Origin of the sequence: Streptomyces sp. NPDC098789 (assembly GCF_044759975.1) — a bacterium.
Taxonomy (GTDB): Bacteria; Actinomycetota; Actinomycetes; order Streptomycetales; family Streptomycetaceae; genus Streptomyces.
The window spans coordinates 726436-740302 of the sequence record NZ_JBIWAJ010000001.1; the positions used below are offsets into that span (position 1 = coordinate 726436).

Annotated in this window: 12 protein-coding genes and 5 tRNA genes; 13 read left to right on the forward strand and 4 right to left on the reverse strand. The window is 70.8% G+C overall.

The features are described from left to right. Position 1 precedes the first annotated feature (1 nt). Positions 2–3823 carry a nitrate- and nitrite sensing domain-containing protein gene (locus ACIQWR_RS03485; RefSeq protein WP_404004832.1) on the reverse strand — a complete coding sequence of 1274 codons (3822 nt, stop codon included), beginning with the start codon at positions 3821–3823 and terminating at the stop codon, positions 2–4. Positions 3824–4406: 583 nt separating this feature from the next. On the opposite strand from ACIQWR_RS03485, the gene ACIQWR_RS03490 reads away from it, so the two are divergent. From ACIQWR_RS03490 to ACIQWR_RS03530, 9 genes are all read left to right on the forward strand, one after another. Continuing rightward, positions 4407–4601 carry a hypothetical protein gene (locus ACIQWR_RS03490; protein ID WP_404004834.1) on the forward strand — a complete coding sequence of 65 codons (195 nt, stop codon included), beginning with the start codon at positions 4407–4409 and terminating at the stop codon, positions 4599–4601. Between the two features lie 140 nt (positions 4602–4741). Continuing rightward, positions 4742–5545: a fumarylacetoacetate hydrolase family protein gene (locus tag ACIQWR_RS03495; RefSeq protein WP_351040087.1), complete on the forward strand. Its 804-nt coding sequence runs from the start codon at positions 4742–4744 to the stop codon at positions 5543–5545. Continuing rightward, positions 5538–7013: a glutamate--tRNA ligase gene (gene gltX, locus ACIQWR_RS03500; RefSeq protein ID WP_404004836.1), complete on the forward strand. Its 1476-nt coding sequence runs from the start codon at positions 5538–5540 to the stop codon at positions 7011–7013. The genes ACIQWR_RS03495 and gltX overlap by 8 nt, the downstream gene beginning before the upstream one ends. Before the next feature lie 77 nt (positions 7014–7090). Further along, entirely contained in the window at positions 7091–7855 is a 765-nt protein-coding gene (locus tag ACIQWR_RS03505) for an HAD family hydrolase (RefSeq protein WP_404004838.1), read from the forward strand. An 87-nt stretch (positions 7856–7942) separates the two neighbouring features. Further along, a tRNA-Gln gene (locus ACIQWR_RS03510) sits at positions 7943–8014 on the forward strand. Between the two features lie 27 nt (positions 8015–8041). Then, positions 8042–8114: transfer RNA gene (locus ACIQWR_RS03515), tRNA-Glu, on the forward strand. Between the two features lie 61 nt (positions 8115–8175). Further along, a tRNA-Glu gene (locus ACIQWR_RS03520) sits at positions 8176–8248 on the forward strand. A 24-nt stretch (positions 8249–8272) separates the two neighbouring features. After that, a tRNA-Gln gene (locus ACIQWR_RS03525) sits at positions 8273–8344 on the forward strand. A gap of 18 nt (positions 8345–8362) precedes the next feature. After that, positions 8363–8435, forward strand: a tRNA-Glu gene (locus ACIQWR_RS03530). Between the two features lie 163 nt (positions 8436–8598). On the opposite strand, the gene ndgR is transcribed toward ACIQWR_RS03530, so the two are convergent. Then, the gene (ndgR, locus tag ACIQWR_RS03535; RefSeq protein WP_389120751.1) at positions 8599–9315 is read right to left on the reverse strand and encodes an IclR family transcriptional regulator NdgR; all 717 of its coding nucleotides are present in this window, start codon (positions 9313–9315) and stop codon (positions 8599–8601) included. A gap of 184 nt (positions 9316–9499) precedes the next feature. Here ndgR and leuC point away from each other — a divergent pair, with 184 nt between their 5' ends. The 4 genes from leuC (at position 9500) to ACIQWR_RS03555 (ending at position 12696) form a co-directional block, all read left to right on the forward strand. Next, a complete protein-coding gene (gene leuC, locus ACIQWR_RS03540; protein WP_404004840.1) occupies positions 9500–10924 on the forward strand; it encodes a 3-isopropylmalate dehydratase large subunit in 1425 nt (474 codons plus the stop codon). Between the two features lie 3 nt (positions 10925–10927). Beyond that, positions 10928–11521, forward strand: a complete 594-nt coding sequence (gene leuD / locus ACIQWR_RS03545; protein WP_404004842.1) for a 3-isopropylmalate dehydratase small subunit — start codon at positions 10928–10930, stop codon at positions 11519–11521. Between the two features lie 125 nt (positions 11522–11646). Next, a complete protein-coding gene (locus tag ACIQWR_RS03550; RefSeq protein WP_330332835.1) occupies positions 11647–11874 on the forward strand; it encodes a hypothetical protein in 228 nt (75 codons plus the stop codon). Between the two features lie 144 nt (positions 11875–12018). Beyond that, positions 12019–12696 (forward strand): HU family DNA-binding protein, encoded by a 678-nt coding sequence (locus tag ACIQWR_RS03555; RefSeq protein ID WP_404004845.1) that lies wholly within the window; start codon positions 12019–12021, stop codon positions 12694–12696. Positions 12697–12789: 93 nt separating this feature from the next. Here the strand turns inward: ACIQWR_RS03555 and ACIQWR_RS03560 are convergent, their stop codons facing one another. Together ACIQWR_RS03560 and cofC are read right to left on the reverse strand one after the other, a co-directional pair. Beyond that, a complete protein-coding gene (locus ACIQWR_RS03560; RefSeq protein ID WP_283459872.1) occupies positions 12790–12996 on the reverse strand; it encodes a hypothetical protein in 207 nt (68 codons plus the stop codon). A 70-nt stretch (positions 12997–13066) separates the two neighbouring features. Beyond that, entirely contained in the window at positions 13067–13759 is a 693-nt protein-coding gene (gene cofC / locus ACIQWR_RS03565; protein ID WP_404004847.1) for a 2-phospho-L-lactate guanylyltransferase, read from the reverse strand. Between the last annotated feature and the right edge of the window lie 108 nt (positions 13760–13867).

Here is a 13867-nt window from a genome sequence, read left to right on the forward strand (position 1 = left end):
ACTATCGCTCCTGCTGGTAAGTGGGGTCGATGTGGTAACTGCCGGTCGCCGGACCGGTGGTGCCGGCCTGACGGCCCTGCTGGATACCGCGCCGGAGATTGGTGAGCCGGCCGCGGACGTCGTCCGGGGAGCGCGAGACCTGCGGACCCGCCTGGGCCTCGGCCTGCTGCTGCGCGGTACCCGCCACGAGGTTGGCGCGGGGCACCCGACGGGGCAGGCCCGAGGTGGTGATCCCGCCCGCGGCGGGCTGGCGCACGCGCTCCGCCTGCCGCATCAGCTCGTCGTTGGGGGAGGAGCGCCAGCTCACCGTGGGCGAACCGGGCGCCGGGTGCGCGGACTGCTCGCCCGCACGCTCCTGGCCGCGCTGCGGCAGCGGCTGCTGCTGGGACGCGGGGACCGGAGTGGGGCCGGTCGCCAGCCCCTGCTGCGGCTGCTGGGGTACGGCCGGCACCGGACCGGAGGGCTGCTCGCCCTCCTGGCGGAACCAGTTCGACTCCAGGTTGTCGAAGAGCGGGGTCCGGGCCTCGCCCAGCGACTGGGCCGGGGGCAGTGCCTCCGGCTGGCGGGACTGGGGCAGGCTCGGGGCCTCGCCGCGGGCGCCCGGTACGGGCCCCCCGAGCGGCTGCTGCGACTGCGGGGCCTGGTACTGCTGCGGAGCCTGGGGCAGCTGCTGGTCGCCGTAGCCGCCGACACCGGGACCACCGGTCCGCGGGGCCGCGAAGTCGGGCCGCGCGAACTGGCCGGTGGTGGAGGGGTCCTGGTTGCCCGGGAAGGCCGGGCGGGGGAACTGGCCCGTACCGGAGGGGTCCTGGGTGCCCGGGAAATCGGGGCGCGCGAACTGACCGGTGGACGCGGGGTCCTGGGGGACGGGGAACTCCGGACGGGCGAACTGGCCCGTCGTGGAAGCGTTGCCGGAACCGGGCATCGGGGCGTTGTAGTCCGGGCGGGCGAACTCGGCCGTGGAGCCGGGGCCCTGGACCTCGTCGTGCCCGCGCGGCACGTCCTGGCCACCGCGGCGGCCCGGGTCGGCGCCCCAGCTGGCGCTGGGCGGGAGCCCGGCGGAAGCGGCGGTGCCGGCGCCCGGGAGCTCCGGACGCGGCGCGCCACCGCGCGGCGGCAGCTGCGGCCGCACCCGCGGGGTCACCGGTCCGCCCTGACCCGGTGCCTGGGGCTGCGGACGCTCGAAGCCGTTGCCGCCCTGCGGCGCGCCGGAGGGGGTTCCGGGTCCGAACGGGTCGTTCTGCGGGAAGGCCGCGGTACCGGACTGCGTGGCACCGGCCGGGGCCGCGCCCGGACGGGCCTGGGGCCCGCCGGCCGGACCGCGACCGGCCACCGGAGCACCGGCGCCGAAGGCGTTCGGGCCCTGCTGGGCCTGGCCGCGGCCGCCCTGCTGGCCCTGCTGCCCCTGGGGACGCTGCTGGCCGGAGTTCTCGCGACCGGGCAGCGCGGCGCGCTGACCGCCACCGGCGACCTGACCGCGCTGCGGGGCCGCGCCCACCGGGGGACGGGCGCCCGTACCGGAGACCGCGCCCTGCTGGCCGGCCGCACCGGGGATGCCCGGGCTGTTCTGGCCCGGCATCGGAGCGGGCTTCTTGCCGCCCTGGGCCACGTCGACCGGGAGCATGACGAGTGCCGTCGTACCGCCGGAGTCGGAGGGGCGCAGCTGGATCCGGATGCCGTGTCGCAGGGACAGGCGGCCGACCACGAACAGACCCATGCGGCGCGAGACCGAGACGTCCACGGTCGGCGGCGAGGCGAGTCGCTCGTTGATCGCGGCGAGGTCCTCGGGGGAGAGGCCGATGCCGGTGTCGTGGATCTCGACCAGCACGCGCCCGTCGGGCAGCGCGTGACCGGTCACCTTGACCTTGGTCTGCGGGGAGGAGAACGAGGTGGCGTTCTCCAGCAGCTCGGCGAGCAGGTGCACGAGGTCGTTGACGACGCGGCCGGCGACGTCGGTGCCGGGCACCGACGAGAGTTCGATGCGCTCGTACTGCTCCACCTCGGACGCCGCGGCGCGGAGCACGTCGACGAGCGGGACGGGGCGGGTCCACCGGCGGCCGGGCTCCTCGCCCGCGAGGACGAGGAGGTTCTCGCCGTTACGGCGCATGCGGGTCGCGAGGTGGTCGAGCTTGAAGAGCGAGGACAGCTGGTCCGGGTCGGCCTCGCGCGACTCCAGCTCGGAGATGAGCGAGAGCTGGCGCTGGATGAGGCCCTGCGAACGGCGCGAGAGGTTGGTGAACATCGCGTTGACGTTGCCCCGGAGGAGGGCCTGCTCGGCGGCGAGGCGGACGGCCTCGCGGTGCACGTCGTCGAAGGCCGCGGCCACCTGGCCGATCTCGTCGCGCGAGTGCACGCCGACCGACTCCACGGAGGTGTCGACGTCCTGCGGGTCGGTCTCCGAGAGCTGCTTGACCAGCTCGGGCAGGCGTTCCTGGGCGACCCGGGTCGCGGTGTCCTGGAGGCGGCGCAGCGAGCGGATCATGGAGCGGGCCATGACGAAGGCGCCGACGAGGGAGACGCCGAGGACGATGAGGATCAGCGCACCGTTGATGATGGCGTCCTGCTGCGACTCGGTCTTGAGCTCGCGGGCCTTCTGCTCCATGTCGTCGAGCAGGGTCAGCTCGATGACCTTCATGGCCGCGAGCTTGGTGTCGTCGGCGTCGTACCAGTCCATCCAGGACCGGTTCTTCTCCTTGCCGAACTGGCCCTCGGTGGTCAGCACGCGGCGGGCGTAGTGGTCGGCGGTGCCGATCTCGCTGTTGCCGTCGCCGAGCGACTGGAGGAGCTCCTCGGGCTTGCCCTGGTAGACGAGTTCGAAGGTCTTCTTCGCCTGGCTCTCGCCGCGCTGGGCGGCCAGGGCGTACAGACGGTCGTTCTCGCTGAGCTTGCCGGGCTTGTCACCGGTCTCGGGGAGCGCGGCGGCGATGACCGCGCGCTGGATCGAGGCGTACTCCTTGGCGGAGGAGAAGGCGGCCAGGGCGCGCGTGCGCTTGATCATCTCCGGGCTGGAGGTGGCCTGGGCCATGTCCTGGGAGAGCGAGAGCAGCGAGACGATGAGGCCGTTGTACTCGGAGACCGTCTGCTGGGCGCTGTTCTGGTACGCCTTCTTGCGGATGTCCTCGATGCCGGCGAGCTGACGGCCGATCTGCAGGACGTTGTTGCGGATCGACTTGAGGGTGTCGTCCTTGTCCTCGGCGCTGTCGATCTTGTCGGTGGCGCCGGCGAAGGCGGTCGCCGCGGCGTCCGTCTGGTCGCGCACACCGGCGACGAGGCTGTTGGCCGGGGCCGGGGTCCCGCCCGCGTTGGCGGCCGCGGCGGCCTTGGCCACCGACAGCGGACCCGCGGACTTGTCGCGCTCCTCCTGGAGCGCGGCGGCCAGGTTGGTGGCCTGCCGGGTCATCGTCGTCAGCAGCTGCATGTGGTCCAGCTGCGCGATGTCGTTCATGGAGTCGTTGATGCGGAAGCCACCGAGCGTGGTGGCGGCGACGACGGGCAGGGTCAGCAGCGACACCAGTCGCGTGCTGATGCGCCAGTTCTGCAGGGCGAGCCGGGAGCCGGGCCCACTGGGGGCCTTCGGTATCGCCTGGTCCCGCTCGGCGGACTCGTCCAGGGCGGTCTTGCCGTTCGCCTTGGCCTTCGTCTTCGCCTTCGGGCTCTTGCCCCTGCCCTTCGCCTTCACGGCGGGGGGCGTGTCGGGGCCACCCGTGCCACCGGCAGCCGGCCCGCGGTTCTGGGCGTGCTGGGGCGAGGAGCCACGGTCGGTCCCGCTGCGCGGCTCCTGCTCCGCCGCAGCGCTGCCATCCCTCTTGAAACGTCCCTGCACTAGCTCGCAACCTCTGGACCAGGCGTCCCTCCGGGCGACCGGTGGGACGGTGTCGAGTCGTGGGGCACTGACGGCCCCATGGTGGTCGTCGGTGACCGGCGCGTCTCCCTCTCCTTGCCACCGCGCTCGGCGCTTGGTCGCGCCGCTTGCGCACCGGCTTGATTCCCGCGGCGGTCCCGCGAATTCCAGCACAGTGCCGGATCTCCAACAAGGTGCGAGGGTTCCCTCGGAGAGTCGGTGACGGCTTGTGACAGAGGAACTACCGGATGTGGGACCTCTTTCGGGGCGAACCGGACTTTCGCTGTGTAATCGCTATGATCCACAAGGTGTCCCAGTCGCCATGATCGGGAGCGGAATGGCGCATTCAGTGGCGCAATGTCCGTTTCTGGCACTTGAATTGACTGACCGTATTGACCGGAATGCCCGGTCGTAGGTGAGCAAACTCACACAGCCATGGCCATTACTTCTCGGTTCCCCGGGGGATTCGGATGTTTAGCCTGGCCCTTTACAGGGATGGCACGCCCGACAACCGGCGCCCACGAGGTGCGTCCGGCCCACACCGATCAAGGGTTCCGACACTCCGATGAGCACGCAGAAGACGACGATGATGTTCCGCAACATAGCCAACCCGCGCCGCACCACCCTCGCGCACCTCAAGGACGCCGAGGAGCTGCAGGCGGTCGAGACGCCGGAGCACTCGGTCGATCTGCCCACCCAGACCGCGAACCCGCGCCGCACCATCCTGATGGACGCCCCGGTGGCCCCCGCCGCGCGGTAACCCCGCCCGCGCACCGCGCACCGACCCCGCACCGCGCGGGAATCGAGCGAAGTGCCCCGGTCCGCCGCGTTAGCCTGGAGTCCGCAGACTCCGGCCCACTCGGGCCAAGCAGTGGACGGACAGAGGGGCAGACGCAACACGTGCGCATCGCCAGGTTCTCGATCGACGGAAATGTCGCCTTCGGCGCGGTCGAGGGCGACGCAGCCCCCGGCGCCGAGGGCGGGCTCGTCCTCGACATCATCAAGGGCATCCCGTACGGGGACTTCGAGCTGTCGGGCACGAAGGTCCCGCTCGACCCGTCCTCCCGGGACCGGGTCCGACTGCTCCCGCCCGTCCTGCCCAGCAAGATCGTGGCCATCGGCCGCAACTACGCCGAGCACGCCGCGGAGCTGGGGAACGAGGTGCCCGACGCCCCGATCACCTTCTTCAAGCCCTCCACCTCGGTGGTGGGCCCCGGTGACCCGATCGCGTACCCCTCCTTCTCCCAGGACGTCCACCACGAGGCCGAGCTGGCCGTGGTGATCGGCCGCATGTGCCGCGACGTCCCGCGCGAGCGCGTCAAGGACGTCATCCTCGGCTACACCTGCGCCAACGACCTCACCGCGCGCGACGTCCAGCAGCGCGAGAAGCAGTGGGCCCGGGCCAAGGGGTTCGACGGAGCCTGCCCCCTCGGTCCCTGGATCGAGACCGACCTCGACCCGAGCGACCTGGCCATCCAGTGCACCGTGAACGGCGAACAGCGCCAGCTCGGCCGCACCAGCGACATGGTCCGCTCCATCGAGGACCTGATCGTGCACATCACCGAGGCCATGACGCTGCTCCCGGGCGACGTCATCCTCACGGGGACCCCGGCCGGAGTCGGCCCCCTCAACGTCGGCGACGAGGTCGCCGTCACCATCGAAGGCATCGGCACTCTCACCAACAAGGTGATCAAGCGTGGTTAACGGACCTGTCCGCGTACGTTTCTGTCCCTCCCCGACCGGCAACCCCCACGTGGGCCTGGTCCGGACGGCCCTCTTCAACTGGGCGTTCGCCCGCCACCACGGCGGTACGTTCGTCTTCCGCATCGAGGACACCGACGCGGCCCGCGACTCCGAGGAGTCGTACGTCCAGCTGCTCGACTCGCTGCGCTGGCTCGGCTTCACCTGGGACGAGGGCCCCGAGGTGGGCGGCCCGCACGCCCCGTACCGCCAGTCCGAGCGCATGGACATCTACGCGGACGTCGCGCAGAAGCTCCAGGACGGCGGCTACGCCTACCACTGCTACTGCACCACCGAGGAGCTCGACGCCCGCCGCGACGCCGCGCGCGCGGCCGGCAAGCCCTCCGGCTACGACGGCCAGTGCCGTGACCTGAGCGCCGAGCAGAAGGCCGCGTACCAGGCCGAGGGCCGCGCCTCGATCGTCCGCTTCCGGATGCCCGACGAGACGATCACCTTCACGGACCTGGTCCGCGGCGAGATCTCCGTCACCCCCGAGAACGTGCCGGACTTCGGCATCGTCCGGGCCAACGGCGCTCCGCTGTACACCCTGGTCAACCCGGTCGACGACGCGCTGATGGAGATCACGCACGTGCTGCGCGGCGAGGACCTGCTGTCCTCCACCCCGCGCCAGATCGCGCTCTACGGCGCCCTGATCGAGCTCGGTATCGCGAAGGCGGTCCCGGCCTTCGGGCACCTGCCGTACGTGATGGGCGAGGGCAACAAGAAGCTCTCCAAGCGCGACCCGGAGTCCTCGCTCAACCTGTACCGCGAGCGCGGCTTCCTCCCCGAGGGCCTGCTGAACTACCTCTCGCTGCTCGGCTGGTCCTTCTCCAAGGATCAGGACGTCTTCTCGATCGAGGAGATGGTGGCGAAGTTCGACATCCCGGACGTCAACGCGAACCCGGCGCGCTTCGACCTCAAGAAGTGCGAGTCGATCAACGGCGACCACATCCGCATGCTGGACGTGAAGGCCTTCGCCGAGGCCTGCACCCCCTGGCTGCGCGCCCCGCACGCCCCGTGGGCCCCCGAGGCCTTCGACCAGGCGGCCTGGGAGGCCATCGCCCCCCACGCGCAGACCCGGCTGGCGGTCCTGTCGGAGATCACGGCCAACGTCGACTTCCTCTTCCTCGACGAGCCGGTCGCCGACCAGCCCTCGTGGGACAAGGCGATGAAGGGCGAGCCGGCGGCCCTGCTGACCACGGCGCGCGCCAACCTGGAGTCGGCGAACTGGAGCGACCCCGAGTCGCTCAAGCAGGCCGTCCTGACGGCGGGCGAGGCCCACGGCCTCAAGCTCGGCAAGGCGCAGGCCCCGGTCCGCGTCGCGGTCACCGGCCGCACCGTCGGTCTCCCGCTCTTCGAGTCCCTGGAGATCCTGGGCAAGGACAAGTCCCTGTCCCGCATCGACGCGGCGCTGGCGAAGCTGTCCGAGTAGCACCACCTCGCACGCTCCCCGGGGGCGGTGGCCGTAAAGGCCGCCGCCCCCGCGGCGTTGCGGCGTAGGGTCGGGGCATGCCGATACGCGCGGTGCTGTGGGACATCGACGACACGCTCTTCGACTACACCGGGGCCGACACGGCCGGGCTCCGGGCGCACCTGGAGCAGGAGGGCCTCGCCGAGCGGTACGGGGCCCCGCACCAGGCGCTGGCCCTGTGGCGGGCCCACACCGACCGCCACTGGGCGCGCTTCGCCGCCGGGGAGGTCGGCTTCCAGGAGCAGCGCAGGGACCGGGTGCGGGACTTCCTCGGGCAACCGGAGCTGGACGCCGCGGGGGCCGACGCCTGGTTCGGCCGCTACGTCGAGCACTACAAGGCGGCCTGGACCGTCTTCCCGGACGTGCTGCCCGCCCTGGACGCCCTGGCCCACAGCCACCGGCACGGGGTGCTCTCCAACTCCTCCCTCGCCAACCAGGACCCCAAGCTGCGCGACCTGGGCCTGCGCGAACGCTTCGAGGTCCTGGTGTGCGCCGCCGAGCTGGGGGTCAGCAAGCCCGACGCGGCGGCCTTCCTGGCGGCCTGTGCGGCGCTGGGGCTGGCTCCGCAGGAGGTGGTCTACGTGGGGGACCAGCCGGAGATCGACGCCCGTGGGGCGCGCGACGCGGGGCTGACCGCGGTCTGGCTCGACCGTGACGGCGGCCCGGAACCCGCGCGCGGGACGGCCCGCGCTCCGGTCCGCGCTCCGGTCCCTGAAGGGGTGCACCGGATCACCGGGCTCGCACAGCTTCCGTCGCTGCTGGCCGGTGATACCCGTTTTGGAGCACGGTCAGCCATCCGGTAATGTTCTTTCTGCGCCGCCGGTGCGGGCCGCAAGGCCGGAACGGAAGCGCAAAACCAAACAAACCCCCCGCAAGGGGTTGCGTTTTGGTGGGCTATAGTGTAATTGGCAACACGAGGGTTTCTGGTTCCCTTATTCTAGGTTCGAGTCCTGGTAGCCCAGCGCAGTGCAGTAGTAACGCAGTGCTTTGCCCCCGTTGTGTAGCGGCCTAGCACGCCGCCCTCTCAAGGCGGTAGCGCCGGTTCGAATCCGGTCGGGGGTACAGATCCTTCCCGCGAGATCTCCAGGGTCGCACCCGGACGTCACGATGCAGGATCGCTAGGGCCCCCGTTGTGTAGCGGCCTAGCACGCCGCCCTCTCAAGGCGGTAGCGCCGGTTCGAATCCGGTCGGGGGTACTGTCTAGCTGGTCTAGACCACTATGGGCTATAGTGTAATTGGCAACACGAGAGTTTCTGGTTCTCTTATTCTAGGTTCGAGTCCTGGTAGCCCAGCGCAGTAAATGCAGGCAGGCCCCCGTTGTGTAGCGGCCTAGCACGCCGCCCTCTCAAGGCGGTAGCGCCGGTTCGAATCCGGTCGGGGGTACGTACAGGAGAGGCCCTCCGCGATCATCGCGGAGGGCCTCTTCGTCGTTTCCGGACGCGGGGCCACAAGTACGGGCCCGAGGGCGCGCGTTCGGACGTGTGCGGCGTCGTACGCGCCCCCGGGCCCGGGGGAGTGGATGGGGTGGGGCGGAACCTGGAGGGGCTCAGCTGGAGCGGCGCAGGGCCTCGCTCAGCCGGGCGGCCGCGTCGATGACGGCCTGCGCGTGCATGCGCCCCGGGTGCCGGGTCAGCCGCTCGATCGGCCCGGAGACCGATACGGAGGCCACCACGCGGTTCGAAGGACCGCGCACCGGCGCCGAGACGGAGGCCACGCCGGGCTCACGCTCGCCGATCGACTGGGCCCAACCGCGGCGACGCACGCCGGACAGGGCCGTGGCCGTGAACCGCGCGCCCTGCAGGCCGCGGTGGAGCCGCTCGGGCTCCTCCCAGGCCATCAGGATCTGCGCGGCCGAACCGGCCTTCATCGGGAGCGTGGAGCCGACCGGGACGGTGTCCCGCAGACCCGACAGCCGTTCGGCCGCCGCCACGCAGATGCGCATGTCGCCTTGACGCCGGTAGAGCTGCGCGCTCTCGCCCGTCACGTCACGGAGGTGCGTGAGCACCGGTCCCGCCGTGGCCAGCAGACGGTCCTCACCGGCCGCGGCGGCGAGTTCCGCCAGCCGCGGTCCGAGGATGAACCGGCCCTGCATGTCCCTCGCCACCATCCGGTGGTGTTCCAGTGCCACGGCCAGGCGATGTGCCGTGGGTCGTGCGAGCCCTGTCGCCGCGACCAGCCCGGCGAGGGTGGCCGGACCGGACTCCAGTGCGCTCAATACCAGAGCTGCCTTGTCGAGAACGCCGACGCCGCTAGAGTTGTCCATGAAACGATATTCGCGTCTCACACTGTGAAACGCAAGTTCAATTTTTCCAAGAACCAGCGAGTCTGTATGTGCAGGTCCACGAACCACGGGGCCTGAGCTGCCGTCCGTCACGTGGGGTACGGGCCGACCGGTGGCTGGAAATCTCTAGAAGCGCCGGCTCAACCAGCCGGCCGGAGGGAAAGCGATGGGTAGGACACTCGCGGAGAAGGTCTGGGACGACCACGTCGTCCGGCGCGCCGAGGGCGAGCCCGACCTCCTCTACATCGACTTGCACCTGCTGCACGAGGTGACCAGCCCCCAGGCCTTCGAGGGCCTGCGGCAGGCGGGCCGCCCGGTGCGGCGCCTCGACCTCACCATCGCCACCGAGGACCACAACACCCCCACCCTCGACATCGACAAGCCCATCGCGGACCCGGTCTCCCGGGCCCAGCTGGAGACGCTGCGCAAGAACTGCGCCGAGTTCGGCGTCCGGCTGCACTCGCTGGGCGATGTCGAGCAGGGCGTCGTCCACGTCGTGGGACCCCAGCTGGGCCTGACCCAGCCGGGCACCACCGTGGTCTGCGGCGACTCGCACACCTCCACGCACGGCGCCTTCGGCGCGCTGGCCTTCGGCATCGGCACCAGCCAGGTCGAGCACGTCCTGGCGACCCAGACGCTGCCGCTGGCCCGCCCCAAGACGATGGCGATCACCATCGACGGCGCACTGGCCGAGGGCGTCACCGCCAAGGACCTGATCCTGGCGATCATCGCCAAGATCGGCACCGGCGGCGGCCAGGGCTACGTCCTGGAATACCGCGGCGCCGCCATCGAGCAGCTGTCGATGGAAGCCCGCATGACCATCTGCAACATGTCGATCGAGGCGGGCGCCCGCGCCGGCATGATCGCCCCGGACGCCACCACGTTCGAGTACCTCAAGGGCCGTGACCACGCTCCGGTCGGCGCGGACTGGGACGCGGCGGTCGCCTACTGGTCGACGCTGCGCTCGGACGACGACGCGGTGTTCGACGCGGAGGTCGTCGTCGACGGGACCACGCTGTCCCCCTTCGTCACCTGGGGCACCAACCCGGGCCAGGGCGCGCCGCTGTCGGCCGACGTCCCCGATCCGGCTTCGTACGAGGACGCTTCGGAGCGACACGCCGCCGAAAAGGCCCTGGAGTACATGGGGTTGACCGCCGGACAGCCGCTGCGCGACATCCGGGTCGACACCGTCTTCGTAGGTTCCTGCACCAACGGCCGCATCGAGGACCTGCGGGCCGTCGCGGGCATCATCGAGGGCCGCAAAGTCGCCGACGGCGTACGGATGCTGGTCGTCCCCGGCTCGGTCCGGGTCGCCCTGCAGGCGATGTCCGAGGGTCTGGACAAGGTCTTCACGGAGGCCGGCGCCGAATGGCGGCACGCGGGCTGTTCGATGTGTCTGGGCATGAACCCCGACCAACTGGCCCCTGGTGAGCGCTCCGCGTCCACCTCGAACCGCAACTTCGAAGGCCGGCAGGGCAAGGGTGGACGCACCCACCTGGTCTCCCCGCAGGTGGCCGCGGCCACCGCGGTACTGGGCCATCTGGCCTCGCCCGCCGACCTGTCCGAAGCCCCCGTGAACGCCGGAGTCTGAACCATGGAAGCCTTCACCACCCACACCGGCCGGGCCGTGCCGCTGCGTCGCAGCAACGTCGACACCGACCAGATCATCCCCGCCCACTGGCTGAAGAAGATCACCCGTGACGGGTTCGAGGACGGGCTCTTCGAGGCCTGGCGCAAGGACCCGGCGTTCATCACGAACCAGCCGGAGCGCGCGGGGGCGACCGTCCTGGTCGCCGGTCCCGACTTCGGCACCGGATCCTCGCGGGAGCACGCCGTCTGGGCCCTGCAGAACTTCGGCTTCAAGACGGTGATCTCGGCCCGCTTCGCCGACATCTTCCGCGGGAATTCCCTCAAGAACGGCCTGCTGACCGTCGTGCTGCCGCAGGAGACGGTCGATCGGCTGTTGGAGCTGACCGAGGCCGACCCCACCGCCGAGATCACGGTGGACCTGGTCGCCCGGGAGGTCCGCGCCGAGGGCGTCGTGGCCGAGTTCGAACTGGACGACAATGCCCGTTGGCGTCTCCTGGAGGGTCTGGACGACATCTCGCTCACCCTTCAGAACGAAGCGGACATCGCGACTTACGAAAGCGTCCGCCCGAGCTTCAAGCCGCGCACGATTCAGGCCTGATCAGCGCTTATTCACCTCTGGTGAACTCGTCTTGGCCAGTGTGCCCCCCGCCTTCCGGCGGGGGGCACACGCGTTTGTTGAGGCCCCATGAGGCGACAACTCGCCCCAGATGGCACAATCTGTGCATGGAACGCGACAGTCAACTCGAGCTCTACGGACTTGTCGCGGACCGGCTGAAAGAAGCGCACACAAGGGTGCGCTCGCTGCAAGTCCCGGAGGGCGTAAGGATGGCGCTGTCCCGGAAGCTGTTGGTCGCCACGGCAGCGGCGAAGCACGATCTCGCCGATGCGGCAAGGCGCCTGGACAGGTTGATGAAGGACCTCGACGAGGGTCGATTCCCTGAAGGCGACTGATGCGAAGGAACTCCGTAACGGCCTACATCGTTGCGGCACTAGGGTGATTAGCCCGTTTCGTGTTTGATTTGCGGTATATATCCGCCTAACGTGCGAAATAAGCTTGAACACATTCGTTCTGGCGAAGTCTCCGAAGGGGAAGACGTGAACAAGGCGCAGCTCGTAGAAGCGATTGCCGACAAGGTGGGCGGCCGCCAGCAGGCCGCGGACGCCGTCGACGCGGTGCTCGACGCGATCGTCCGTGCGGTGGTCGCCGGCGACCGGGTCTCGGTCACGGGCTTCGGCTCGTTCGAGAAGGTCGACCGGCCGGCCCGTTACGCCCGTAACCCGCAGACGGGTGAGCGCGTCCGGGTCAAGAAGACCTCGGTCCCCCGCTTCCGCGCGGGTCAGGGCTTCAAGGACCTGGTCAGCGGCACCAAGAAGCTGCCCAAGGGCGGCGAGGTGTCGGTCAAGAAGGCGCCCAAGGGCAGCCTGACCGGTGGAGCTTCCGCGACGGTCAAGAAGGCCGCGGCCAAGAAGGCCACCACCGCCAAGAAGGCGGCGGCGAAGACCGCGGTCGCGAAGAAGACCACCGCGAAGAAGACCACCGCCACGGTGGTCAAGAAGTCCGCCGCGAAGACCACGGTCGCGAAGAAGGCCACTCCGGCCGCCAAGAAGGCCGCCACGGTCAAGAAGGCCGCGGCGACCGCCAAGAAGGCCACCGCCACGGCCAAGAAGACCGCCCCGGCGGCCAAGAAGGCCACCGCGGCGACGAAGGCGCCGGCGAAGAAGACGGCGACGCGCAAGGCCACCGCGAAGAAGACCACCGCCCGCAAGAAGTAGACGCACGGGCGACGTCACACACGTCGGGCCGGCCCCCCATGCCAGGGGGGCCGGCCCGCGGTGTTGTCCGGACCCCGCGGGGCCCGTCCGGTGCTACACGAAGGTCTGCAAGGTGATCAGGGTGATCCGCAGCCCCGCACCCTCGCCCTCGGTCTCGATCCGCACCCGCTGCCCCGCGCGCAGCAGCCGCAGGCCGCCCGCGTCGAAGGCGGCGGCCTCGAAGGGCACCGGGGTGCCGTCGTCCAGCAGCACACTTCCGCCGCGGGTCTGGGAGTCGTAGGTGAACGCCGTTGCCTGCATGAGCGCAGCTTAAGGGCTGCCCCGCCGGTCGGGGCGGGCGCGGGGCGGGCGGCGGGGAAGGGGCCGACGGTCACCGGGCCTCGGGACGCAGTACGGGCGCGCCGGCCCGCAGTCGGGCCCCGTAACGTCCCGTGTGGGGGCCCAGGCCCAGCAGCAGCGCCTCCCGCAGATCCGCCGCCGTATCGACGTCCCGGCGCACGCTGTCGACGCCGCGGAGCGTGATTTCCACCGCACCCGAGGCGGAATGCCGGGCCCGCGACGGGCCGCCGAAGGCGGGGGCCAATTCGACGCCCGGGGCGGCGGAAAGCAACGTCGTTCCGATTCCTGCCGCATCGGCCAGGAATGCCCGGGGAAATTCCGCCGAGTTTTCGAGCACCCGTTGCAATTCCGAAGGCCGTAGCGCGGGCAGATCCGCGTTCATCGCGGCCACCGCGGCCCCCGGCCGGACCTCCCGGACCGCCCCCGCGCCATGGGCCAGCGCCGCGTTGAGCCCGGCCGCGGGCCGGTCCGCCACGATCCGCGCGCCCAGCGCGGCCAGTTCCGCCCCGGCCAGCGGATCGTCCGTGACGACCACCACATCCCGGACCGCCGCGCAGGTCAGCGCCGCCGCCACGGTGTCCTGGGCGAACGCCAGCGCGAGCCGCGGCCGGTCGGCCCCGGCCGCCGCGGCCAGCCGGCTCTTGGCCACGGAGAGCGGCTTGAGCGGGATCACCAGGCTCCAGACGGCGTTCGTGGCCGACCCCTTCCCCGCTGGACGTGTCATGGACGCGTTCTCGCACACGCGTCGGCCCATTGTCACCCCCTCCCGGGCAGCCCGGCGGTTCGGTGGCGTGAGCGGGGCGTACGGTGTTCTCGACAGAGACCGGACCCG

What these genes read in the sequence shown, in the direction of transcription:
- ACIQWR_RS03490 (WP_404004834.1), top strand. Translation starts at nt 4,407, where the DNA reads ATGAGCACGCAGAAGACGACGATGATGTTCCGCAACATAGCCAACCCG.
- ACIQWR_RS03505 (WP_404004838.1), top strand. Translation starts at nt 7,091, where the DNA reads ATGCCGATACGCGCGGTGCTGTGGGACATCGACGACACGCTCTTCGAC.
- ndgR (WP_389120751.1), bottom strand. Translation starts at nt 9,315, where the DNA reads ATGGACAACTCTAGCGGCGTCGGCGTTCTCGACAAGGCAGCTCTGGTA.
- leuC (WP_404004840.1), top strand. Translation starts at nt 9,500, where the DNA reads ATGGGTAGGACACTCGCGGAGAAGGTCTGGGACGACCACGTCGTCCGG.
- leuD (WP_404004842.1), top strand. Translation starts at nt 10,928, where the DNA reads ATGGAAGCCTTCACCACCCACACCGGCCGGGCCGTGCCGCTGCGTCGC.
- ACIQWR_RS03550 (WP_330332835.1), top strand. Translation starts at nt 11,647, where the DNA reads ATGGAACGCGACAGTCAACTCGAGCTCTACGGACTTGTCGCGGACCGG.
- ACIQWR_RS03560 (WP_283459872.1), bottom strand. Translation starts at nt 12,996, where the DNA reads ATGCAGGCAACGGCGTTCACCTACGACTCCCAGACCCGCGGCGGAAGT.
- cofC (WP_404004847.1), bottom strand. Translation starts at nt 13,759, where the DNA reads ATGACACGTCCAGCGGGGAAGGGGTCGGCCACGAACGCCGTCTGGAGC.